Source organism: Marinomonas atlantica, from assembly GCF_001639725.1.
Classification (GTDB): Bacteria; Pseudomonadota; Gammaproteobacteria; order Pseudomonadales; family Marinomonadaceae; genus Marinomonas; species Marinomonas atlantica.
Genome location: NZ_LTAW01000001.1, coordinates 221,220 through 237,655 on the forward strand (window position 1 = coordinate 221,220; position 16,436 = coordinate 237,655).

Below are 16,436 nucleotides of genomic sequence, written 5' to 3' on the forward strand. Positions count from 1 at the left end.
TGCCTATATGAAACAATCGTTTCCATAATCTGTCAACTGGAACAAAAGAAACATTTTATGCACCAATTTTGGTCGTTATCCCCATAATTCCTCTGGTAAATCTTGTAAGCGAAAGCCTGCAATTTTATGTACTTCGTTTAATGCGTGGCGGAACTCTTTTTCTTGGGTACTGGGTAAGCGAGCTTCAAACCCTTCAATGATTTGGTCCTTAGTTGCACCTCTGACCGCCATGATGAACGGGAAGCCGAATTTGTCACGATAGCCTGTGTTCAATGCTAAGAAATACTCCAACTCCATCGGACTTAAAGTATCTAATCCTGCGCCAGCTTGCTCATTGCTGGAAGCATCAGTTAGCTCCCCAGCCAGTGCGGCTTTTCCAGCCAGATCAGGATGAGCGCGTAACAGGGCCAGCTGTGTGCTGTGGTCAGCATTTTCAACAATGTCTTGCATGGCTTGTGCCACCGAATATTGCAGTCCCTCAGAATGCGCTTTGAGTGCATCACGTTGCTCATAAAGTGCCACAGCAACCCACTTAGAGTGTTCGTAAATATCTTTTAAGTGATTGATGAAGCTGTCTTTATCTAGTTCTAAAAGTGATGTTTTATGGTTACTCATTACATCTCCTTGTTGGTGTCTGGGGTGGATTTGTGATTAGCTGACAGTCACTTTTGATCGTAATCACTTGTCAGTGCAAGTGTTAATTTTTTAAATGGATAGTGAGCATAGGGCTATTTTGAGGGCTGGAAATGGGCTATTTAACAACACATATTTTGGATAACACGCGCGGCGTTGCTGCATCGGGTGTCATTATCGAGCTGTACAAATTAGCAGAAGATGGTACGCGAAACTTGGTCTCTAAAACGATTTCAAATACTGATGGCCGTTGTGATTCGCCGCTACTTGAAGGTGACGCTTTCCAAGCTGGGTGTTATGAATTGGCATTCTCGGTCGGTGACTACTTTGCTGAAAAAGGGGTGGAATTACCTGAGCCTCGCTTTCTGGATGTGGTGTTATTACGTTTTGGTGTAAGCGATGAAGACCGCCATTATCATGTGCCATTGTTGGTAACACCTTATTCTTACAGTACTTACCGAGGCAGTTAAGGTGCACAGATTTGATTGGTTGCACTGATTGAGTGCGCCTGGTTTTGCTTGTTAATTGCTAAAATTGACCAAATGGTTATTAAGTTCCTTGCCATCAAAGGCGTTCCTAGGAATGCCTGCTTTGGGCACAGTTCTTGCGATGTACTGTATAACGCAGTATTTAGGCAATGAGGTATCGTTATGAAAGCAATCATCATTGGTGCGGGCATCGGTGGTATGTCGGCCGCCGCGGCATTGGATCAACAAGGTATTGAGTGCGAGATCTATGAAGCAGTAAAAGAAATGAAACCGGTTGGTGCGGCGATTTCGGTTTGGTCCAATGGCGTAAAGTGCATGAATCACTTGGGGATGGGCAAAATCATGGACGATCTGGGTGGGCCGATGCATTACATGGCGTATCTTGAAGGCTTTAGTGGTGAAAAAATGACGCAATTTAGCTTATCGCCCTTGGTTGAAGAGGTGGGGGAACGACCCTGTCCGGTCTCTCGTGCAGATCTGCAATCACGCATGATTGATTGGTGGGGGCGCCATAGAGTCCAGTTTGGTAAACGCCTAGAGAGTGTCAGCCAAAATGATCAGGGTGTGACCGCCACATTTACCGACGGTAGCACGGCACAAGGGGACTTTATGATTGCGGCCGATGGTGCTCATTCTATCGCCCGTGACTATCTAATGGGTCACAAAGTGGAACGGCGCTACGCAGGCTATGTGAATTGGAATGGCTTAGTTGAGATCGATGAAAGCATTGCTCCAGCGGAGCAATGGACAATGTTTGTGGCGGATGGCAAACGTGTCTCTGTCATGCCCATTGCCGACAACCGCTTCTACTTTTTCTTTGATGTGCCGCTTGAAAAAGGCTTACCGCAAGATCGTTCTACCGTAATCAAAGACCTTAAAGGCTATTTTGAAGGGTGGGCTGAACCGGTCCAGCGCTTGATCGATGTCATTAATCCCGATACTACCAACCGTATTGAAATCCATGATGTCGACCCTTTTAGCCCGTTAGTGAAAGGGCGTGTTGCCTTGTTAGGTGATGCAGGGCACAGCACTACTCCTGATATTGGCCAAGGCGGAGGTGCCGCGCTAGAAGATGCTGTGGTACTAGGACGCAGCTTTGCAACTTGCAAGGATATCGAAGGTGCTTTGTTGCGTTACAACGATGCTCGTTTAGAGCGTGTAAAAGATTTGGTGCTTAAGGCACGCAAACGCTGTGAGGTAACCCATGGCTTTAACCCAGATGAAACCAAAGCTTGGTATGAAGAATTACGCAATGAGGATGGCACTGGTATCTTGAGCGGTTTGTCAAAAACAATTTTGGGTGGTCCTCTTGGATGATGAGATATTTTTGCATCGCCGCTGCTTATCAGTAAAATCCGTTTACCTATTGTTTGCACCTTATAACGGATTAACACATGACAAAACTCCCACCAGATCGTTTAAAACATCTTTGGTTTGAGCGTGGTGCGTACGCCAACAAAAAAGCACGTCATTTTTTGCGTGAAGAGTTTGACCCTAACGCAATCAAAAAAATCACCGTAATTCGTCATGCTGCGTTGGGTGATCAAGTGATCCTACGTCCATTCTTAGTCGAAGCGCGCAAGTTCTTTCCGAATGCAGAAATTACCTTAGCAGCTGTTTCTAATTATCAATATGGAATGCCGGTCGATTTAGTGGATCATGTGAGTATTATGCCCGGCACTGATATGCGAAAAACCACAGGTAGTAAAGATAAAATTGCCTGTGTCAAAGCACTTGGTGAACAAGACCTCATGTTTGATCTCGCCAGTACCAATCGCTCCCATTGGATGATGGCGCTGGGCAAAGCAAAGCTTAAAATTGGTTTCCCCTACAATAATTTGATCCGTAGAGTACTGTGTGACGTGGCAGTTTTTCGTTCTGACTTACAGCCTGAAGTTGAGGTGATGCTAGACATGCTGCGTATTTTAGGACATACACCACCAAGACGTTTAGAGTTTGCCTACCCAGATCACCAAGTTGTTTGTGATAAAGAGCAGCCATTTATTTTGTACTTCAATGGTGCTTCGATGAAAAGCAAAATCCTGTCTAAAGAGCAGATGCGTGACGTTGTGGAGCAGGGAATGGCTGCGTTACCAGATTACCAACATGTTTATTTAGAAGGTAAAAATGACTTTGAAAAAGGTGAGTTTCTGGAAGACTTAACGTCGAAAAGTAACTTCTCGATCCAGGCGTGTTTACCTTTAGATGACTTAGTGATGAAAGTCGCTAAAGCGTCGCTACTTGTGGCACCCGATACAGGGGTTCGAAATATCGCGATATCGACACATACGCCAACGGTAGGGATATTCTATTTTACGGTACCTTATCGCTATACGCCGCTTTACGAATCACATCATATTGTCATGCGTGCTGATGCGAGTATTCCTTCAAGCTCAGAGGTTGTAGCCAGTATGGTCAAAGCATTACAACATTAATTAAAACTGCAGAAATGGTTAAAAACCAATCTGTTTGAAGGTTGGTTTTTATTCGTAGTCATAGCACTTGGGCAGTTATTCCATCTCACCTAATTCATTGAAAAGCTGAGAAATCGCTTGGGTGCGATGATGGCCGTTTTTACCAATCAGATCATATACGCGATTAGACAACATCGACACTAAGCTCATCGGTGCAGCATAGCTGTAAAAAGGATTATCATTACCCAAATGGCACACTAAGACTTGGCTGACTTGTTGATTGTACATTTGACCGGTAGGGTCCGTGATCAGGATTGTTTGATGGTCTTGCAGTACTTCGACGATTTTCTTAAAGACACGAGTGCGGCGCTGGAAGCCAAATAACACAATCACTTCATCGTCTAAAATATCGTGTAAATCTTCCCCTAATGTCTGCCCTGGTTGAGGCAGTAAACGGATAGACGGCCGAATCTGCTGTAACTGTTGGCGAAAGTGCAACGCCACGGGATAAGAATTACGAAAGCCAATCAACGTAACACGGCTGGCGTTCGCTAATTTAGCGCACACGTCATTGAGTATATCGGCCTGCAAACCTTCAAAGGTCTGCGATAAGTTTTTTAATTCTTCAGCGGTTTGATCTATTGAGTGACCTTGAGTTAAAACAGGCACTCCGTTCTGACGCAATTGTAATTGGGCCTGTTTTGCATCTTGTTGAGATTCAAAACCTAATTGACGAAAGAAGCGGCTGACCGTGGCTTTAGAGGTATGCGTATGTTCGGCAATCTCAGCTGATGTTTGGCTAACAATTGCTAGCGGGTGCTGCTGCAAGTAATTTGCGATGGTACGCGCTGAAGGCGACAGGGTCGGGTAGTTTTGCTCGATTAAAGAAAGAACATCTTGCTTCACGTGTTGTATCGCCTTAGTAGATCAGAGTATGACGTATAAGGTAATCGAAAGCGGGTAGCGTGCCAATGTTGAATGTTTTAAACAGTGTCGAACCTTGCGCCTAAACATGCCTCAATAACCGCTTTAAGTTGTTTCTGTATGTCTGGCAGTTTTGCGTTATCCAGATGGTAAATGTCCCGTGCAGCCTGCTCTTCATTGAGGTAAGTTGCTTGTGATAATTCTAACTGAATCGCGTGGATGCCTTGCTCCGGTTGGCCGAAGTGTCGAGTAATGTAACCGCCTTTGAAGCGCCCATTAGAGACAACGGAGTAAACTGGATCAATAGTGTCGAGTACCGCGTCGAGTAGGGCTTGATCGCAGGATACGCCTTGGTTGGTGCCCCAGTTGAAATCAGGCAGTGTCCCTTCAAACAGCATGGGCACTTGGGCGGCTATGCTGTGGGCATCAAACAAGATGGCGTAGCCGAACTTGGCTTTCAATCGTGCGAGCTCCATGGCGATTGTGGTGTGGTAATGCTGCCAAATGTGTTCTTTAAACTCTGCACGTTGAGCATCAGTTGGAGCGCGTCCGGCTTCGAAAATGGGCTGCTCGTCAAATAAAATATTAGGAAACAGCCCTGTCGTTTTACTTTGGTACAGAGGTTTGTCATCAATCGGCCGATTAAGATCAATGACATAGCGAGAATAGTTGGCTTTGATGACACCGACACCTAAAGATTCTAAAAAACTATACAGCTCAGGGATATACCAGTCCGTATCAGGCAGTTTTTTAGCTTGTTCTGTTAACCCATCGACAATGCTATTTGGCACCTCTAACCCCGAGTGAGGCATGCTGACAAGCAGAGGTGTTTCGCTTTGGCGAAACTCAAATGGCGCATGGTCGAGCGTTGAACTGAATGGTGTCATGAGCTAATGATTCCCTGTTGAATGCGTTGTTTCACGAGATCTCCTCCTAACCAATAGCTTAATTCCCCCGGACTTTCTACATCCCAGCAAATAAAATCGGCTACTTTCCCCATTTCTAACGAGCCATGCGTGTGCGCCATACCCAGAGCGTTGGCGGCGTTCAAGGTGGTGCCAGCCAAGGCTTCTTCGGGTGTCATGCCAAACAGTGTACAGGCCATATTCATCATTAAGCGCAATGACAGTGCAGGCGAGGTGCCTGGGTTGGCGTCGGTGGCAATGGCAATTTTGACACCGTGCTCACGCAGCAAGCTCATTGGCGGTAGTTGGGTTTCTTTTAGCGTATAGAACGCGCCAGGCAATAACACCGCCACAGTACCAGCGCTGGCCATGGCTTTGACATCGTCTTCAGTGATAAATTCCAGATGGTCGGCAGATAGTGCCTGATAACGTGCGGCCATGGCACTACCGCCTAAGGCTGACAATTGTTCCGCATGGAGTTTGACCGGCAAGCCTAATTTAACTGCCGTTTGAAAGTAACGCTCGACTTGCTCGGGGCTGAACGCAATGTGCTCGCAAAAAGCGTCGACTGCATCGGCCACGCCTAACGCCGCGATCTTCGGCAACACCTCATCACAGAGATAATCAATGTAGCAATCTTTGTCATCAAACTCTGGGGGCATGGCATGGGCTGCCAAGCAGGTACGCTTGATCGTAACGGGCAGTTCGTTACCTAAAGTGGTTGCGACGCGCAGCATTTTTAGCTCGCTTTCAAGTGACAAACCATAGCCGGATTTGATCTCAACCGTGGTGACGCCATCCCGCATCAGGCTTTGCAGGCGACGTTTACTGCTGGCGACCAAGTCTGCTTCACTGGCAGCTCGCGTAGCACTGACGGAAGCCGCAATGCCGCCCCCTTGGGCGGCAATGTCTTGATAGCTGACACCGTTTAAGCGTTGTTCAAATTCACCCGCACGATTGCCACCAAATACTAGGTGTGTGTGGCAGTCGATTAGCCCCGGCGTGACCCAGCACCCTGCCATATCGTGCTCTTGCTGAGTCTGGTAGCGCGGCAACTGATCGGCGGGGCCGATCCACGCAATACGGCCGCCGTGAACACCGATGGCGGCGTTTTCTATCGTGCTGTATTTTCCGTCTTTCATGGTCGCGACATGAATGCCGCGCCATAAACTGTCGAGCTGCATGAGGTCGTCCGATTGCGTCATGTGAGCTCCTTAGATCAATGCAAACTTGGCAGTAAACCCTCAGGCATACTGTCATTGTGAGTCGCTTCTTTAAGCAAGTTGTTCGCCTTTTCAATGTCGGGCGCGAAGTAGCGGTCTTTATCGTAAAACGGTACGCGTGCTCTTAATGTAGCGCGTGCCAGCTCTAAAGACTCGGATGATTTAAGCGGCGCACGAAAATCCAAACCTTGTACTGCGGATAAAATTTCCACCGCGAGAATGCCACGGGTGTTTTCCGACATGTCGTTTAATCGACGAGCGGCAAACGTCGCCATGGAGACATGGTCTTCTTGGTTAGCAGAAGTCGGTAGACTGTCGACAGACGCAGGGTGGGCATAGGTTTTGTTCTCACTGGCCAATGCAGCGGCGGTGACTTGGGCGATCATAAAGCCTGAGTTCACGCCGCCATTATCGACCAAGAACGGTGGCAATTTGCTTAGGTTACTGTCGATCAGCAGCGCCATACGACGCTCTGACAAGCTGCCAATCTCAGCGATGGCTAAGGCTAAGTTGTCGGCCGCCATAGCAACGGGTTCGGCATGGAAATTCCCTCCCGAAATGATGTCACCTTCAGCGGCAAATACTAACGGGTTATCCGAGACAGAGTTGGCTTCTACGCACAGCACGCTGGCAGCGCTGCGGATTTGTTCTAAACAAGCGCCCATGACTTGTGGCTGACAACGCAACGAGTAGGGGTCTTGAACTTTTTCACAACCCACGTGGGAATCACCCAGCTCGCTGGATTCTCCTAGAAGATGGCGGTATGCGGCTGCGGCATCAATTTGTGTTTGATGACCTCGTACTTGATGAATACGGTCGTCAAATGGGCTGCGGCTGCCGAGCGCGGCTTCCACGGTTAAAGCGCCACATACGGTAGCCGAAGCAAACAAATCTTCCGCTTGGAACAGACCTTCTAAGGCAAACGCGGTAGACGCTTGGGTACCATTCAGCAGTGCTAGGCCTTCTTTCGGGGCTAAGGTAATGGGCTCTAATCCGGCAATGGCGAGTGCCGCTTTACCCGATAGGATTTCGCCTTGGTAACGGGCTTGGCCTTCGCCGAGTAGCACCGTGCTCATATGAGCCAATGGCGCTAGGTCACCGGACGCGCCCACGGAGCCTTTTTTCGGAATACACGGATAAACTTGTTTATTGATCAAGGTGATCAAGGCTTCAATCACACTTAAACGGATGCCCGAGAAACCACGTGCTAGGCTGTTTACTTTAAGCGCCATGATCAGCTTAACCGTTTGATCGTCCATCAGTGCGCCGATGCCAGCGGCGTGGGACAACACGATACTACGCTGCAGCTCGTCTAAATCTTCTGGGGCGATGCGGGTATTGGCCAGTAGGCCAAAGCCTGTGTTAATGCCATAAACCGTGCGGTTTTGTGCGATTACATCGTTGACCACTTGGGTGCTGGCATTAATCGCCGGAATAGCGCTTTCGTCCAATTGTATCTTGACCGAACGGCGGCTGATTTGGCGCAAATCGTTTAGGCTTAACTTGCCCGGTTGTAAGGTTAATTCAAACATGGTCTACCTCGAATTATTGGCCAGTGATCATTGGCAAGTTAAGTTGTTGTTCTTTGGCACAGTCGATGGCAATGTCATAGCCAGCGTCGGCATGACGCATAACGCCTGTTGCTGGGTCGTTGTGCAGTACACGCGCAATACGTTCAGCGGCATCGTCGCTGCCATCACAGACAATCACCATACCGGAGTGTTGCGAGAAGCCCATACCCACGCCACCACCGTGATGCAACGACACCCATGTGGCGCCAGAAGCGGTGTTCAAAAGCGCGTTTAATAGCGGCCAATCTGATACCGCGTCGGAGCCATCTTGCATGCCTTCGGTTTCACGGTTTGGACTGGCAACAGACCCTGAGTCTAGGTGGTCTCGGCCAATCACGATAGGCGCAGACAATTCTCCACTGCGCACCATTTCATTGAAGGCCAGGCCAAGTTTGGCCCGCTGTCCCAGTCCGACCCAACAAATACGTGCTGGCAGACCTTGGAATTGAATGCGTTCGCGAGCCATATCAAGCCAGTGATGCAGATGTTCATCGTCGGCGATCAGCTCTTTCACTTTGGCATCAGTTTTATAAATGTCTTCGGGGTCGCCTGACAGTGCCGCCCAACGGAATGGGCCAATGCCGCGACAGAATAAGGGGCGAATGTAAGCGGGTACAAAGCCTGGGAAATCAAACGCGTTTTCGACGCCTTCTTCCATCGCCATTTGACGAATGTTGTTGCCGTAATCAAATGTTGGTACGCCCATTTTTTGAAAATCCAACATGGCTTGCACGTGCTTCGCCATGGATTTTTTTGCAGCGGTGACGATTTCCTTAGGCTGCGTTTGCGCTTTGTCGCGGTATTCCTCCCAGCTCATGCCAATCGGTAAATAACCATTAAGCGGGTCGTGCGCGGACGTTTGGTCGGTCACCATATCAGGACGAATACCACGTTTGACCATCTCTGGCAGAATATCGGCAGCATTACCACAGAGGGCGATCGACACCGCTTTGCCTTCGGCTGTGTATTGCTTAATGCGTGCCATAGCATCGTCTAAATCGGTCGCTTGCTCGTCCACATAACGAGTGCGTAAACGGAAGTCGATACGGCTTTGCTGACATTCGATGTTCAATGAACAGGCACCCGCTAAGGTGGCTGCAAGAGGCTGCGCGCCACCCATGCCGCCCAAGCCTGCCGTCAGTACCCAGCGACCTGCGAGTTTGCCATCATAATGCTGGCGACCTGCTTCCACGAACGTTTCATAGGTGCCTTGCACAATGCCTTGGCTGCCAATGTAAATCCAAGAGCCCGCCGTCATTTGACCGTACATCGCCAAACCTTTGGCGTCGAGTTCGTTGAAATGTTCCCAATTAGCCCAGTGGGGCACCAAGTTAGAGTTAGCAATCAAAACGCGCGGTGCGTTGCTGTGGGTTTTGAATACGCCTACCGGCTTACCCGACTGAACCAGCAAGGTTTCGTCTTCTTCTAGTTCGGTGAGGGATTCAACGATTTTATCGTAACTTTCCCAATTGCGTGCGGCGCGGCCAATGCCACCATAGACCACCAATTCTTCTGGGTTCTCTGCCACATCTGGATCTAGGTTATTCATTAACATGCGCAGTGGCGCTTCGGTAAGCCACGATTTAGCGGTTAACTGGGTGCCGGTAGCGGCTTTGATAACGCCAGAGCGATGACGGGTATGATGATTAGGTTGTGACATGGACCACTCCTACAGTGAATACGGCTGTTTATTTTTTATTAGATGTATATACAAGCTTGTATTGAAATTAGTGGTTTTAAGGGAGGTATGCAAGTATTTCACGGACATTTTTTTATGAATAAATGAACTATTCATCAATGTTAAACCTTTTTTTTTAGGATTATTTCAAATAAAACAAACAGTTATAGATTTAAGTAAGGGTTTATGTTCATATGAGGCTTTCGTTTTACTTGTATATACATTAATGGCTCTATTACACTCTTCCTTATCGCTTCTTATTGGACATGATCATGATCGAGACGAAAACCAAACCTACAAAGAGTGACCTGTACTTCGCTAAGCGTGCATGGTCGGCGACCGGGTGGGCAAACAATGTTGTGTTGGATGTTCAAGCGGGGGTTATCCGTTCGGTGCAATCCGATCAAAAATGTCCGACAGACGCGACGCTTCTCACAGGTCCGGTACTACCAACGGTGGCCAATGTGCATTCACACGCCTTTCAGCGGGTGATGGCGGGGGCCGCTGAAGTCTGCTTGAATCCGAATGATAGTTTTTGGAGCTGGCGTGACCTGATGTACAAGGTCGTGCAAAAACTGACACCTGAAGACGCGTGTATCATCGCCAAGCAACTGTATATTGATATGCTCAAAGCGGGTTACTCCCAAGTCGGGGAGTTTCATTATCTGCATCATCAAGTCGGTGGTACGCCGTATAACGATCCCACTGAAATGGCACAGCAACTGCTTTCAGCCGCGAACGATTCGGGGATCGGGGTGACCTTGCTGCCGGTGCTTTACAGTCATTCCGGTTTCGGCGGGCAAGCGCCGACGTCTGGGCAGGCGCGGTTCATTCATTCCACCGATGCCTATTTAGCATTATACCAAGCCTGTGAGTCCTTACTGGCCGGTCAACCGCAGCATCAATTGGGCGTCTGCTTCCACTCACTAAGGGCGGTGACACAGACGCAAATTGAAACAGTTTTGCAGGCTACACCAGAGCAGGCCCGTGTACATATCCACATCGCCGAACAACAAAAGGAAGTGCAAGACTGTGTTAAATGGAGCGGTCAGCGCCCCGTGGCGTGGCTGCAAGAGCACATTGGTTTAAATAGCCGTTGGTGCCTAGTGCATGCCACCCATTTGGATGACAGCGAGTTACAGGCCATTGCGCGCTCAAACGCCGTCGCTGGTTTATGTCCTACCACGGAGGCGAATCTTGGCGATGGCATTTTCCCAGGCGTGGCGTTTGAACAGGCTGGCGGTCGCTGGGGAATTGGCTCTGACAGCCATGTGAGTTTGTCGGTCGTGGAAGAGTTACGTACTTTGGAATACAGCCAGCGTTTGCGTGATCAACAACGCAACCGGTTGTACCGTGTCAATCAGCCGCGCGTTGGCGATTATTTATTTGACCAAGCTTTACACGGGGGCAATCAAGCCTGTGACGTGACACTGGGATTGCAAGCAGGGTGTCGAGCAGACTTCATGGTGCTGGATGACACGTATCCGTTCATCGCCGCCAGTGAATCGCACGATCTGCTCAATCGCTGGTTATTTGCCTGCCAAGACAATGTCATCAAAGATGTGTTTGTCTTCGGTAAGCAGGTAGTAAAAGACTTTCAGCATGAACAAGAAGCGGAGAGTCGTCGCGATTTCGCTAATGTGATTAAAAGAGTGATATACGATGCCTAGTCTATATCGCATTATTTCACCGACTCAGTACAAGCGCATGCCGTGGAAAAATGGTCTAGGTGAAACGCTGGAAATTGTGCGTTTGGAAGATGCAATAGGTGTTCGTTTTCGCTTGAGCCAAGCGGCCGTGATCGAAGACGGTATGTTCTCCTTCTTTGATGGTTTGCAGCGAACGCTGGTGATGCTGTCTGGTAACGGAATGATGTTGTCGCATCAATCTGATAGGACGTGTCATCCCCCGCATGTTTTGAACTGCGCCTTAGATCAGGCGTCTTTTTCTGGGGGTGATAAGACGTATGCCGCATTAACTGATGGGCCGATAGAGGATCTAAATATTATGGTGAGACAAGTGGATACGGTGGCTCATGTTGCCACGCATAGCTCACCCATGATGCTTAAAAGTGAAGCGGATGTCGCCTTATTTGAAGGATTGTACGCGCAATCTGATTATCAGATCGTTATCAACGTCGCAGGTAGAGCGCCTGAAGTTGTGTCGGTTTTAAAGGACCATACTGTGCATATGCTGGCAGCGGCTGAGCTAACATTGGTGTCGGGGAGTGGCATTTGGGTAACCGTGACAGCAACTCCGAGAATTCGTTAGCGCCCAAAATGGCCAAACAGCTGGAAACGTGAGCCCGGATGCAACAAGCGTGTGGCGGTGACGATATCATCGCCCGCCCAAGTGCGTCGTTGAATTTGCAAGCAGGGTTCGCTTGTTTCAATCTGCAAATGTTGGCTTTCTTCTTTGCTTGGCATCACAGCTTCTACCAAATGTTCCCCTTCCGTCATGGGAGCGACGCTCATTAGATATTCGTAGGCAGTATGCTGAGTAAAATCTTGCGTAGGGTAGTCTGGTGCCATCAGCGCATTGACAACGCGCTCTTCGATCTGGATGGGCAAATCGTTTTCAAAATGCAGCACAGCGGAGCGAAAGATAGCGTGACCAGTCCGTAGTCCAAGCATCATGGCTTCTTCGACAGTCGCCTTGCCAGACTCCAGCAACAACAGTGTCATATGATGCTGATTGCCACGTTCACGGATTTCTTCGGCGATGTTATGCACTTCAAACAAGGCCGAATGCGCCTTTTTCTCCGCCACAAACGTGCCCAAGCCTTGCTGACGCGTAAGAATGCCTTCTGCCGTCAGCTCGCGCAGAGCACGGTTAACCGTCATGCGGCTGACGCCTAAACCCTGTACAAATTCTGCTTCGGAGGGCACCCGTTGTTTCGCCTTCCAATGGCCGCTTTGAATACGTTGAATGATCGCATGTTTCAAACGCGCATAAATCGGCTGCGGCGTATCGTCTAAGCCATCGAATAAATGCTCAAGTAATGGGTTTTCAGGTTTCGACACAGTGTGCTATCCAAGAATCCAACGAAAGCATTATGGTACTCCAAATGGGGCTAGAGACACCATGCCTAGCCCCTAGTGGCAATCGATTACTTAGGTAGAGAAAAGGTCGACGTCGCGCTTTTGCTTTGTCCTACGGCTTCATTTAACACACTAGTTAATTCATCAAGCTCTTGTGAGGTTTGCGTGTTACGGTGGATGATGTCTGCAATGGCTTGGACCTGTTGGTTGATATTACTTGCGTCCTGAACTTGTTGATTCGCCAAATGGGTGAGGTCGTTTAAACTCTGTAAGGCCAGTGCCGAGTCTTTCTCTAATTGTGATAGAGGAGTGACTACTTGCTCGATCTGATCGATTCCCTGACGCATTTTCTCTCGCCCTTGTCCCATTTCATTGGCCACTTGCGAGGCCAGCTGGCTGATTTGCGTGATAACTTGGTCGATGGATTCTGTGACGCGCGCTGTATTACTGGCAAGGTTACGTACTTCATCTGCAACCACAGCAAAACCACGGCCAGTTTCCCCTGCGCGAGCGGCTTCGATGGAAGCATTCAGTGCCAGTAAATTGGTTTGGTCGGCAACCTCTCGGATCTGATCGACAAACTCGGTGACCTTTGCTGCACTCTGCTCTAAGTTTGCTACAGAAGAGGCACTGTCGGCCATAAAGTTAGCAACGCCATTGATTTCTTTCGACGCAGAGTTAATCACTTGAACGCCATGTTGCGCTAATTGATGGGCTGTTTGTGCCTGATCTTTAGCCGAGCCCAAGTTTTGGGCAATTTGAGACGAACCTGAACTTAGCTGATTGACCGATGAATCAATGCTTGAGACCATCGATTCTTGAGCGTGAGCGCCGTCACGAACGGTATTGACGGTTTTCCCGATCGCTGTGGCAGAGTGTGACACGCTGTTAACGCTCTGATCTATTTCTCCAACAAGCCGAACCAAGCTAAGGCGCATTTTTTCAGTGCTGCTGGTCAGTTGAGCCAATTCGCCAGACGCGCCCACATTGACGACCTTTGATACATCCCCGTTGGCGACTTGGTCTAGCACTCGGCCTACTTGTTGAATTGGTAAGACGACAGAGCGAGTAATCAGTGTGGCCATCAGTAAGCCAACTAATAGTGCTAACACACCGACTACCAACATGATGAAAATGGCTTGATCGCTGCTGGCTATCACTGCTTGTTGCTGAGCCGTCATTGCTTGGCGCTGCTCATTGGCAAAGCCAAGCGCTTGTTGGGTGAATTGTTCCAGTTGAGTGCGCGTATTGCCGGCCATTTGTGTTCTTGCATCGGCCAATTCACCAAATTCTAAAGCTTCTACTGTGGCCTGTAGCGCACCTTGGTAGAGCGTCTTTTGTTCAGCTAGGCGCTTTAAAGTGCGGCTATGCTCCGCCGTCGTGACAAGTGCCTGCATCGATTTTATTTGCTGATCCATGGCAGCGTTCTTTGCGTCAATTTCTTTATAAATGGCGACGCGCTGTTCGCGCTCTTCGAGAACAAATAGCAGTAATAAACGGCTAGCCAGCCCTTCAGCAAGGTTAGTCAGTTCAGTGCTTGATTCAACTAGCATCGCTTTGCCTTCAACAATTTGTTCTAAATTGTTGGTAAAGCTATGCATACGAGTAATGGCAACACTGGTAATCACCGATAGTAAAATCAGCAATGCTAGAAAGCTGCCGATCAGTTTTCCTTTGATGGTGCTTACGACCATTATTTATTCCCCGCACGGATTAGTTAGATTTAGATCTTAAACCTTATACGAACAAGATACAGACATTCTTACACCAAAAAGAGGTTATTTTTTGTGCGATCAGTTATCCGTTTTTTATGGCCTATTCAATAATAGGCAGATTGGAGTGTGTTCGTTATATAAATAAGTGTAATTCTGTCTTTCTCAAACACGCTCTTTTTGATATGTTATAACATTATCAAAACACGTTAATACACTCATACCATGTCATCTAACCACTCAGCCTCAAAATGCGTACTAGAAGTGCGTAATCTATCCCTGTCTTTAGACCAGAAAACGCTGGTCGATAACATCAGCTTTTCGTTGTATGAAGGGGAGCGGGTGTGTCTGATTGGCGCGTCAGGATCGGGGAAGTCGCTCACTGCACGCGCGATCAACGGCACGGTAGCGCCGTATATTGAGGTAGCCGGTGATGTGATTGTGAATGGTTTGCCTGTGGCACGACAGCCGGTATTAGCGCGTCGTGCCGAAGCCCGTGTTGCTACCGTGTTTCAAGATACGTTCAGCGCGTTGAACCCACTCATGAGTGTGGGTAAACAATTGTCGCTGAGTACCAATATACAATCACGCGATGAGTTGTTGGCATTGCTCAAACAAATGCAGTTGAAAGACGCTGAGTCCCTGTTAACACGCTTGCCCTCTGAGTTGTCGGGCGGCCAGCGTCAGCGTTTATGCATCGCATTTGCTCTGTTAAGTGGCGCGAATTTGTTGGTGGCTGATGAGCCAACCACAGCGTTAGATGTGTTAAGTCAGCAGCAAGTGATCAAGGTGTTACGCCAATGCTGCGATGACCATGTGTGTTCTCATTCTGAACAACTGCATGGCAGTCCATTATCCCTGCTATTTATCACCCATGACATCAGCGTCGCTGCACAACTGTGTGATCGTGCGATTGTCATGCAAGACGGAAAAATAGTTGAACAAGGAGCATTGCAAGATCTGCTGAATGCTCCACAACATCCTTATACCCAGCGCTTAGTGCAAGCCGCGCAACAAGTCTTTTGTGATACCAGATTACCGCAAAAAAAGGCCGTTAACGCATGAGTAAGGTGCCTTTTCTAGAGCTGGAAAAGCTACGTTATGGTCGTGACCGCGCGTCCAATATCATTCATCAACTAAGCCTGAATATCGGTCAACAAGAGCGCATCGGTTTAGTCGGGGAGTCGGGTTGCGGAAAATCCACTTTGCTCAAATTGATACTCGGCGTGATTCAGGCCCAGTCAGGTCAGATTCATTGCGAAGGCGAGCCGATACGCATCAAGCCATGGCGACCAATGAACCACTATCGCAAATTGGTGCAATACATCCCACAAGACCCGCATACAGCGCTGCCTCCACAACAAACCGTGGCGAAATTACTATCAGAGCCGGTGAAACGCCTCAAACTCGGCACGCCCAATACTCAGGTGTTACAGCGCGCCATTGAGCAAGTAGAGCTGCCGCATGCTGTGTTAACGCAAAAGGCGAGTGAGTTGTCCGGGGGCCAAGCTCAGCGTGTGGCGCTAGCTCGTGCCTTGATCATCAAACCCAAATTTCTACTTGCAGATGAACCGACCAGTGGCCTCGATCTGCCGCTTCGCGAGCAGATCAAAGGCCTATTGCATCAAGTCTGCTCTGAGAACCACATGGGCTTGCTGGTGGTGACACACGATATCTCTATGGTGTCCGGTCTGTGTGAGCGCATGTTGGTGATGCAGCAAGGTCACATTATCGAGGATCGGTTGACCGAAGAAGCGCTGCGCACACCGAACAATATTTATACCCAACGCCTTCTTGAGGCGGTTCCGACTATTCATGCCAATACTTGGCATTCCCCTTCTTAATAT

Annotated in this window: 15 protein-coding genes; 7 read left to right on the forward strand and 8 right to left on the reverse strand. The window is 48.7% G+C overall.

Annotated features, from left to right (window positions below; all coding sequences use genetic code 11):
• Window positions 1-75 precede the first annotated feature (75 nt).
• Window positions 76-615 (reverse strand): 2-oxo-4-hydroxy-4-carboxy-5-ureidoimidazoline decarboxylase, encoded by a 540-nt coding sequence (gene uraD / locus AYW75_RS01060; protein ID WP_067094134.1) that lies wholly within the window; start codon window positions 613-615, stop codon window positions 76-78.
• Between the two features lie 131 nt (window positions 616-746).
• Here uraD and uraH point away from each other — a divergent pair, with 131 nt between their 5' ends.
• The 3 genes from uraH (at window position 747) to AYW75_RS01075 (ending at window position 3,556) form a co-directional block, all read left to right on the forward strand.
• Entirely contained in the window at window positions 747-1,103 is a 357-nt protein-coding gene (gene uraH, locus AYW75_RS01065; protein WP_067094137.1) for a hydroxyisourate hydrolase, read from the forward strand.
• Between the two features lie 180 nt (window positions 1,104-1,283).
• Window positions 1,284-2,438, forward strand: coding sequence for an FAD-dependent urate hydroxylase HpxO (hpxO, locus tag AYW75_RS01070; RefSeq protein WP_067094139.1), 1,155 nt, complete (start codon window positions 1,284-1,286; stop codon window positions 2,436-2,438).
• A gap of 77 nt (window positions 2,439-2,515) precedes the next feature.
• Window positions 2,516-3,556 carry a glycosyltransferase family 9 protein gene (locus AYW75_RS01075; RefSeq protein ID WP_067094142.1) on the forward strand — a complete coding sequence of 347 codons (1,041 nt, stop codon included), beginning with the start codon at window positions 2,516-2,518 and terminating at the stop codon, window positions 3,554-3,556.
• Window positions 3,557-3,631: 75 nt separating this feature from the next.
• On the opposite strand, the gene AYW75_RS01080 is transcribed toward AYW75_RS01075, so the two are convergent.
• The 5 genes from AYW75_RS01080 to hutU all read right to left on the reverse strand — a co-directional run bounded on the left by AYW75_RS01080 (window position 3,632) and on the right by hutU (window position 9,818).
• Window positions 3,632-4,441, reverse strand: coding sequence for a MurR/RpiR family transcriptional regulator (locus AYW75_RS01080; protein WP_067094145.1), 810 nt, complete (start codon window positions 4,439-4,441; stop codon window positions 3,632-3,634).
• 77 nt (window positions 4,442-4,518) lie between these two features.
• Entirely contained in the window at window positions 4,519-5,346 is an 828-nt protein-coding gene (gene hutG, locus AYW75_RS01085; protein ID WP_067094148.1) for an N-formylglutamate deformylase, read from the reverse strand.
• Window positions 5,343-6,569, reverse strand: coding sequence for an imidazolonepropionase (gene hutI / locus AYW75_RS01090; RefSeq protein WP_067094151.1), 1,227 nt, complete (start codon window positions 6,567-6,569; stop codon window positions 5,343-5,345). The genes hutG and hutI overlap by 4 nt, the downstream gene beginning before the upstream one ends.
• 14 nt (window positions 6,570-6,583) lie before the next feature.
• On the reverse strand, window positions 6,584-8,119 hold the full coding sequence (gene hutH, locus AYW75_RS01095) for a histidine ammonia-lyase (RefSeq protein WP_067094155.1): 1,536 nt from the start codon (window positions 8,117-8,119) through the stop codon (window positions 6,584-6,586).
• Window positions 8,120-8,132: 13 nt separating this feature from the next.
• Window positions 8,133-9,818, reverse strand: coding sequence for a urocanate hydratase (gene hutU, locus AYW75_RS01100; RefSeq protein ID WP_067094157.1), 1,686 nt, complete (start codon window positions 9,816-9,818; stop codon window positions 8,133-8,135).
• A 290-nt stretch (window positions 9,819-10,108) separates the two neighbouring features.
• On the opposite strand from hutU, the gene AYW75_RS01105 reads away from it, so the two are divergent.
• Window positions 10,109-11,506 carry a formimidoylglutamate deiminase gene (locus tag AYW75_RS01105; protein ID WP_067094160.1) on the forward strand — a complete coding sequence of 466 codons (1,398 nt, stop codon included), beginning with the start codon at window positions 10,109-10,111 and terminating at the stop codon, window positions 11,504-11,506.
• On the forward strand, window positions 11,499-12,107 hold the full coding sequence (locus tag AYW75_RS01110; RefSeq protein WP_067094162.1) for a HutD/Ves family protein: 609 nt from the start codon (window positions 11,499-11,501) through the stop codon (window positions 12,105-12,107). The genes AYW75_RS01105 and AYW75_RS01110 overlap by 8 nt, the downstream gene beginning before the upstream one ends.
• Here AYW75_RS01110 and hutC read toward each other — a convergent pair.
• A complete protein-coding gene (gene hutC / locus AYW75_RS01115) occupies window positions 12,104-12,859 on the reverse strand; it encodes a histidine utilization repressor (protein ID WP_067094165.1) in 756 nt (251 codons plus the stop codon). The genes AYW75_RS01110 and hutC overlap by 4 nt on opposite strands.
• Before the next feature lie 86 nt (window positions 12,860-12,945).
• A complete protein-coding gene (locus AYW75_RS01120) occupies window positions 12,946-14,571 on the reverse strand; it encodes a methyl-accepting chemotaxis protein (RefSeq protein WP_082856332.1) in 1,626 nt (541 codons plus the stop codon).
• Between the two features lie 282 nt (window positions 14,572-14,853).
• Between AYW75_RS01120 and AYW75_RS01125 the strand changes: the two genes are divergently transcribed.
• Entirely contained in the window at window positions 14,854-15,654 is an 801-nt protein-coding gene (locus tag AYW75_RS01125; RefSeq protein WP_231886121.1) for an ATP-binding cassette domain-containing protein, read from the forward strand.
• The gene (locus tag AYW75_RS01130) at window positions 15,651-16,433 is read left to right on the forward strand and encodes an ABC transporter ATP-binding protein (protein ID WP_067094174.1); all 783 of its coding nucleotides are present in this window, start codon (window positions 15,651-15,653) and stop codon (window positions 16,431-16,433) included. Before AYW75_RS01125 ends, AYW75_RS01130 begins: the two co-directional genes overlap by 4 nt.
• Window positions 16,434-16,436: the final 3 nt, after the last annotated feature.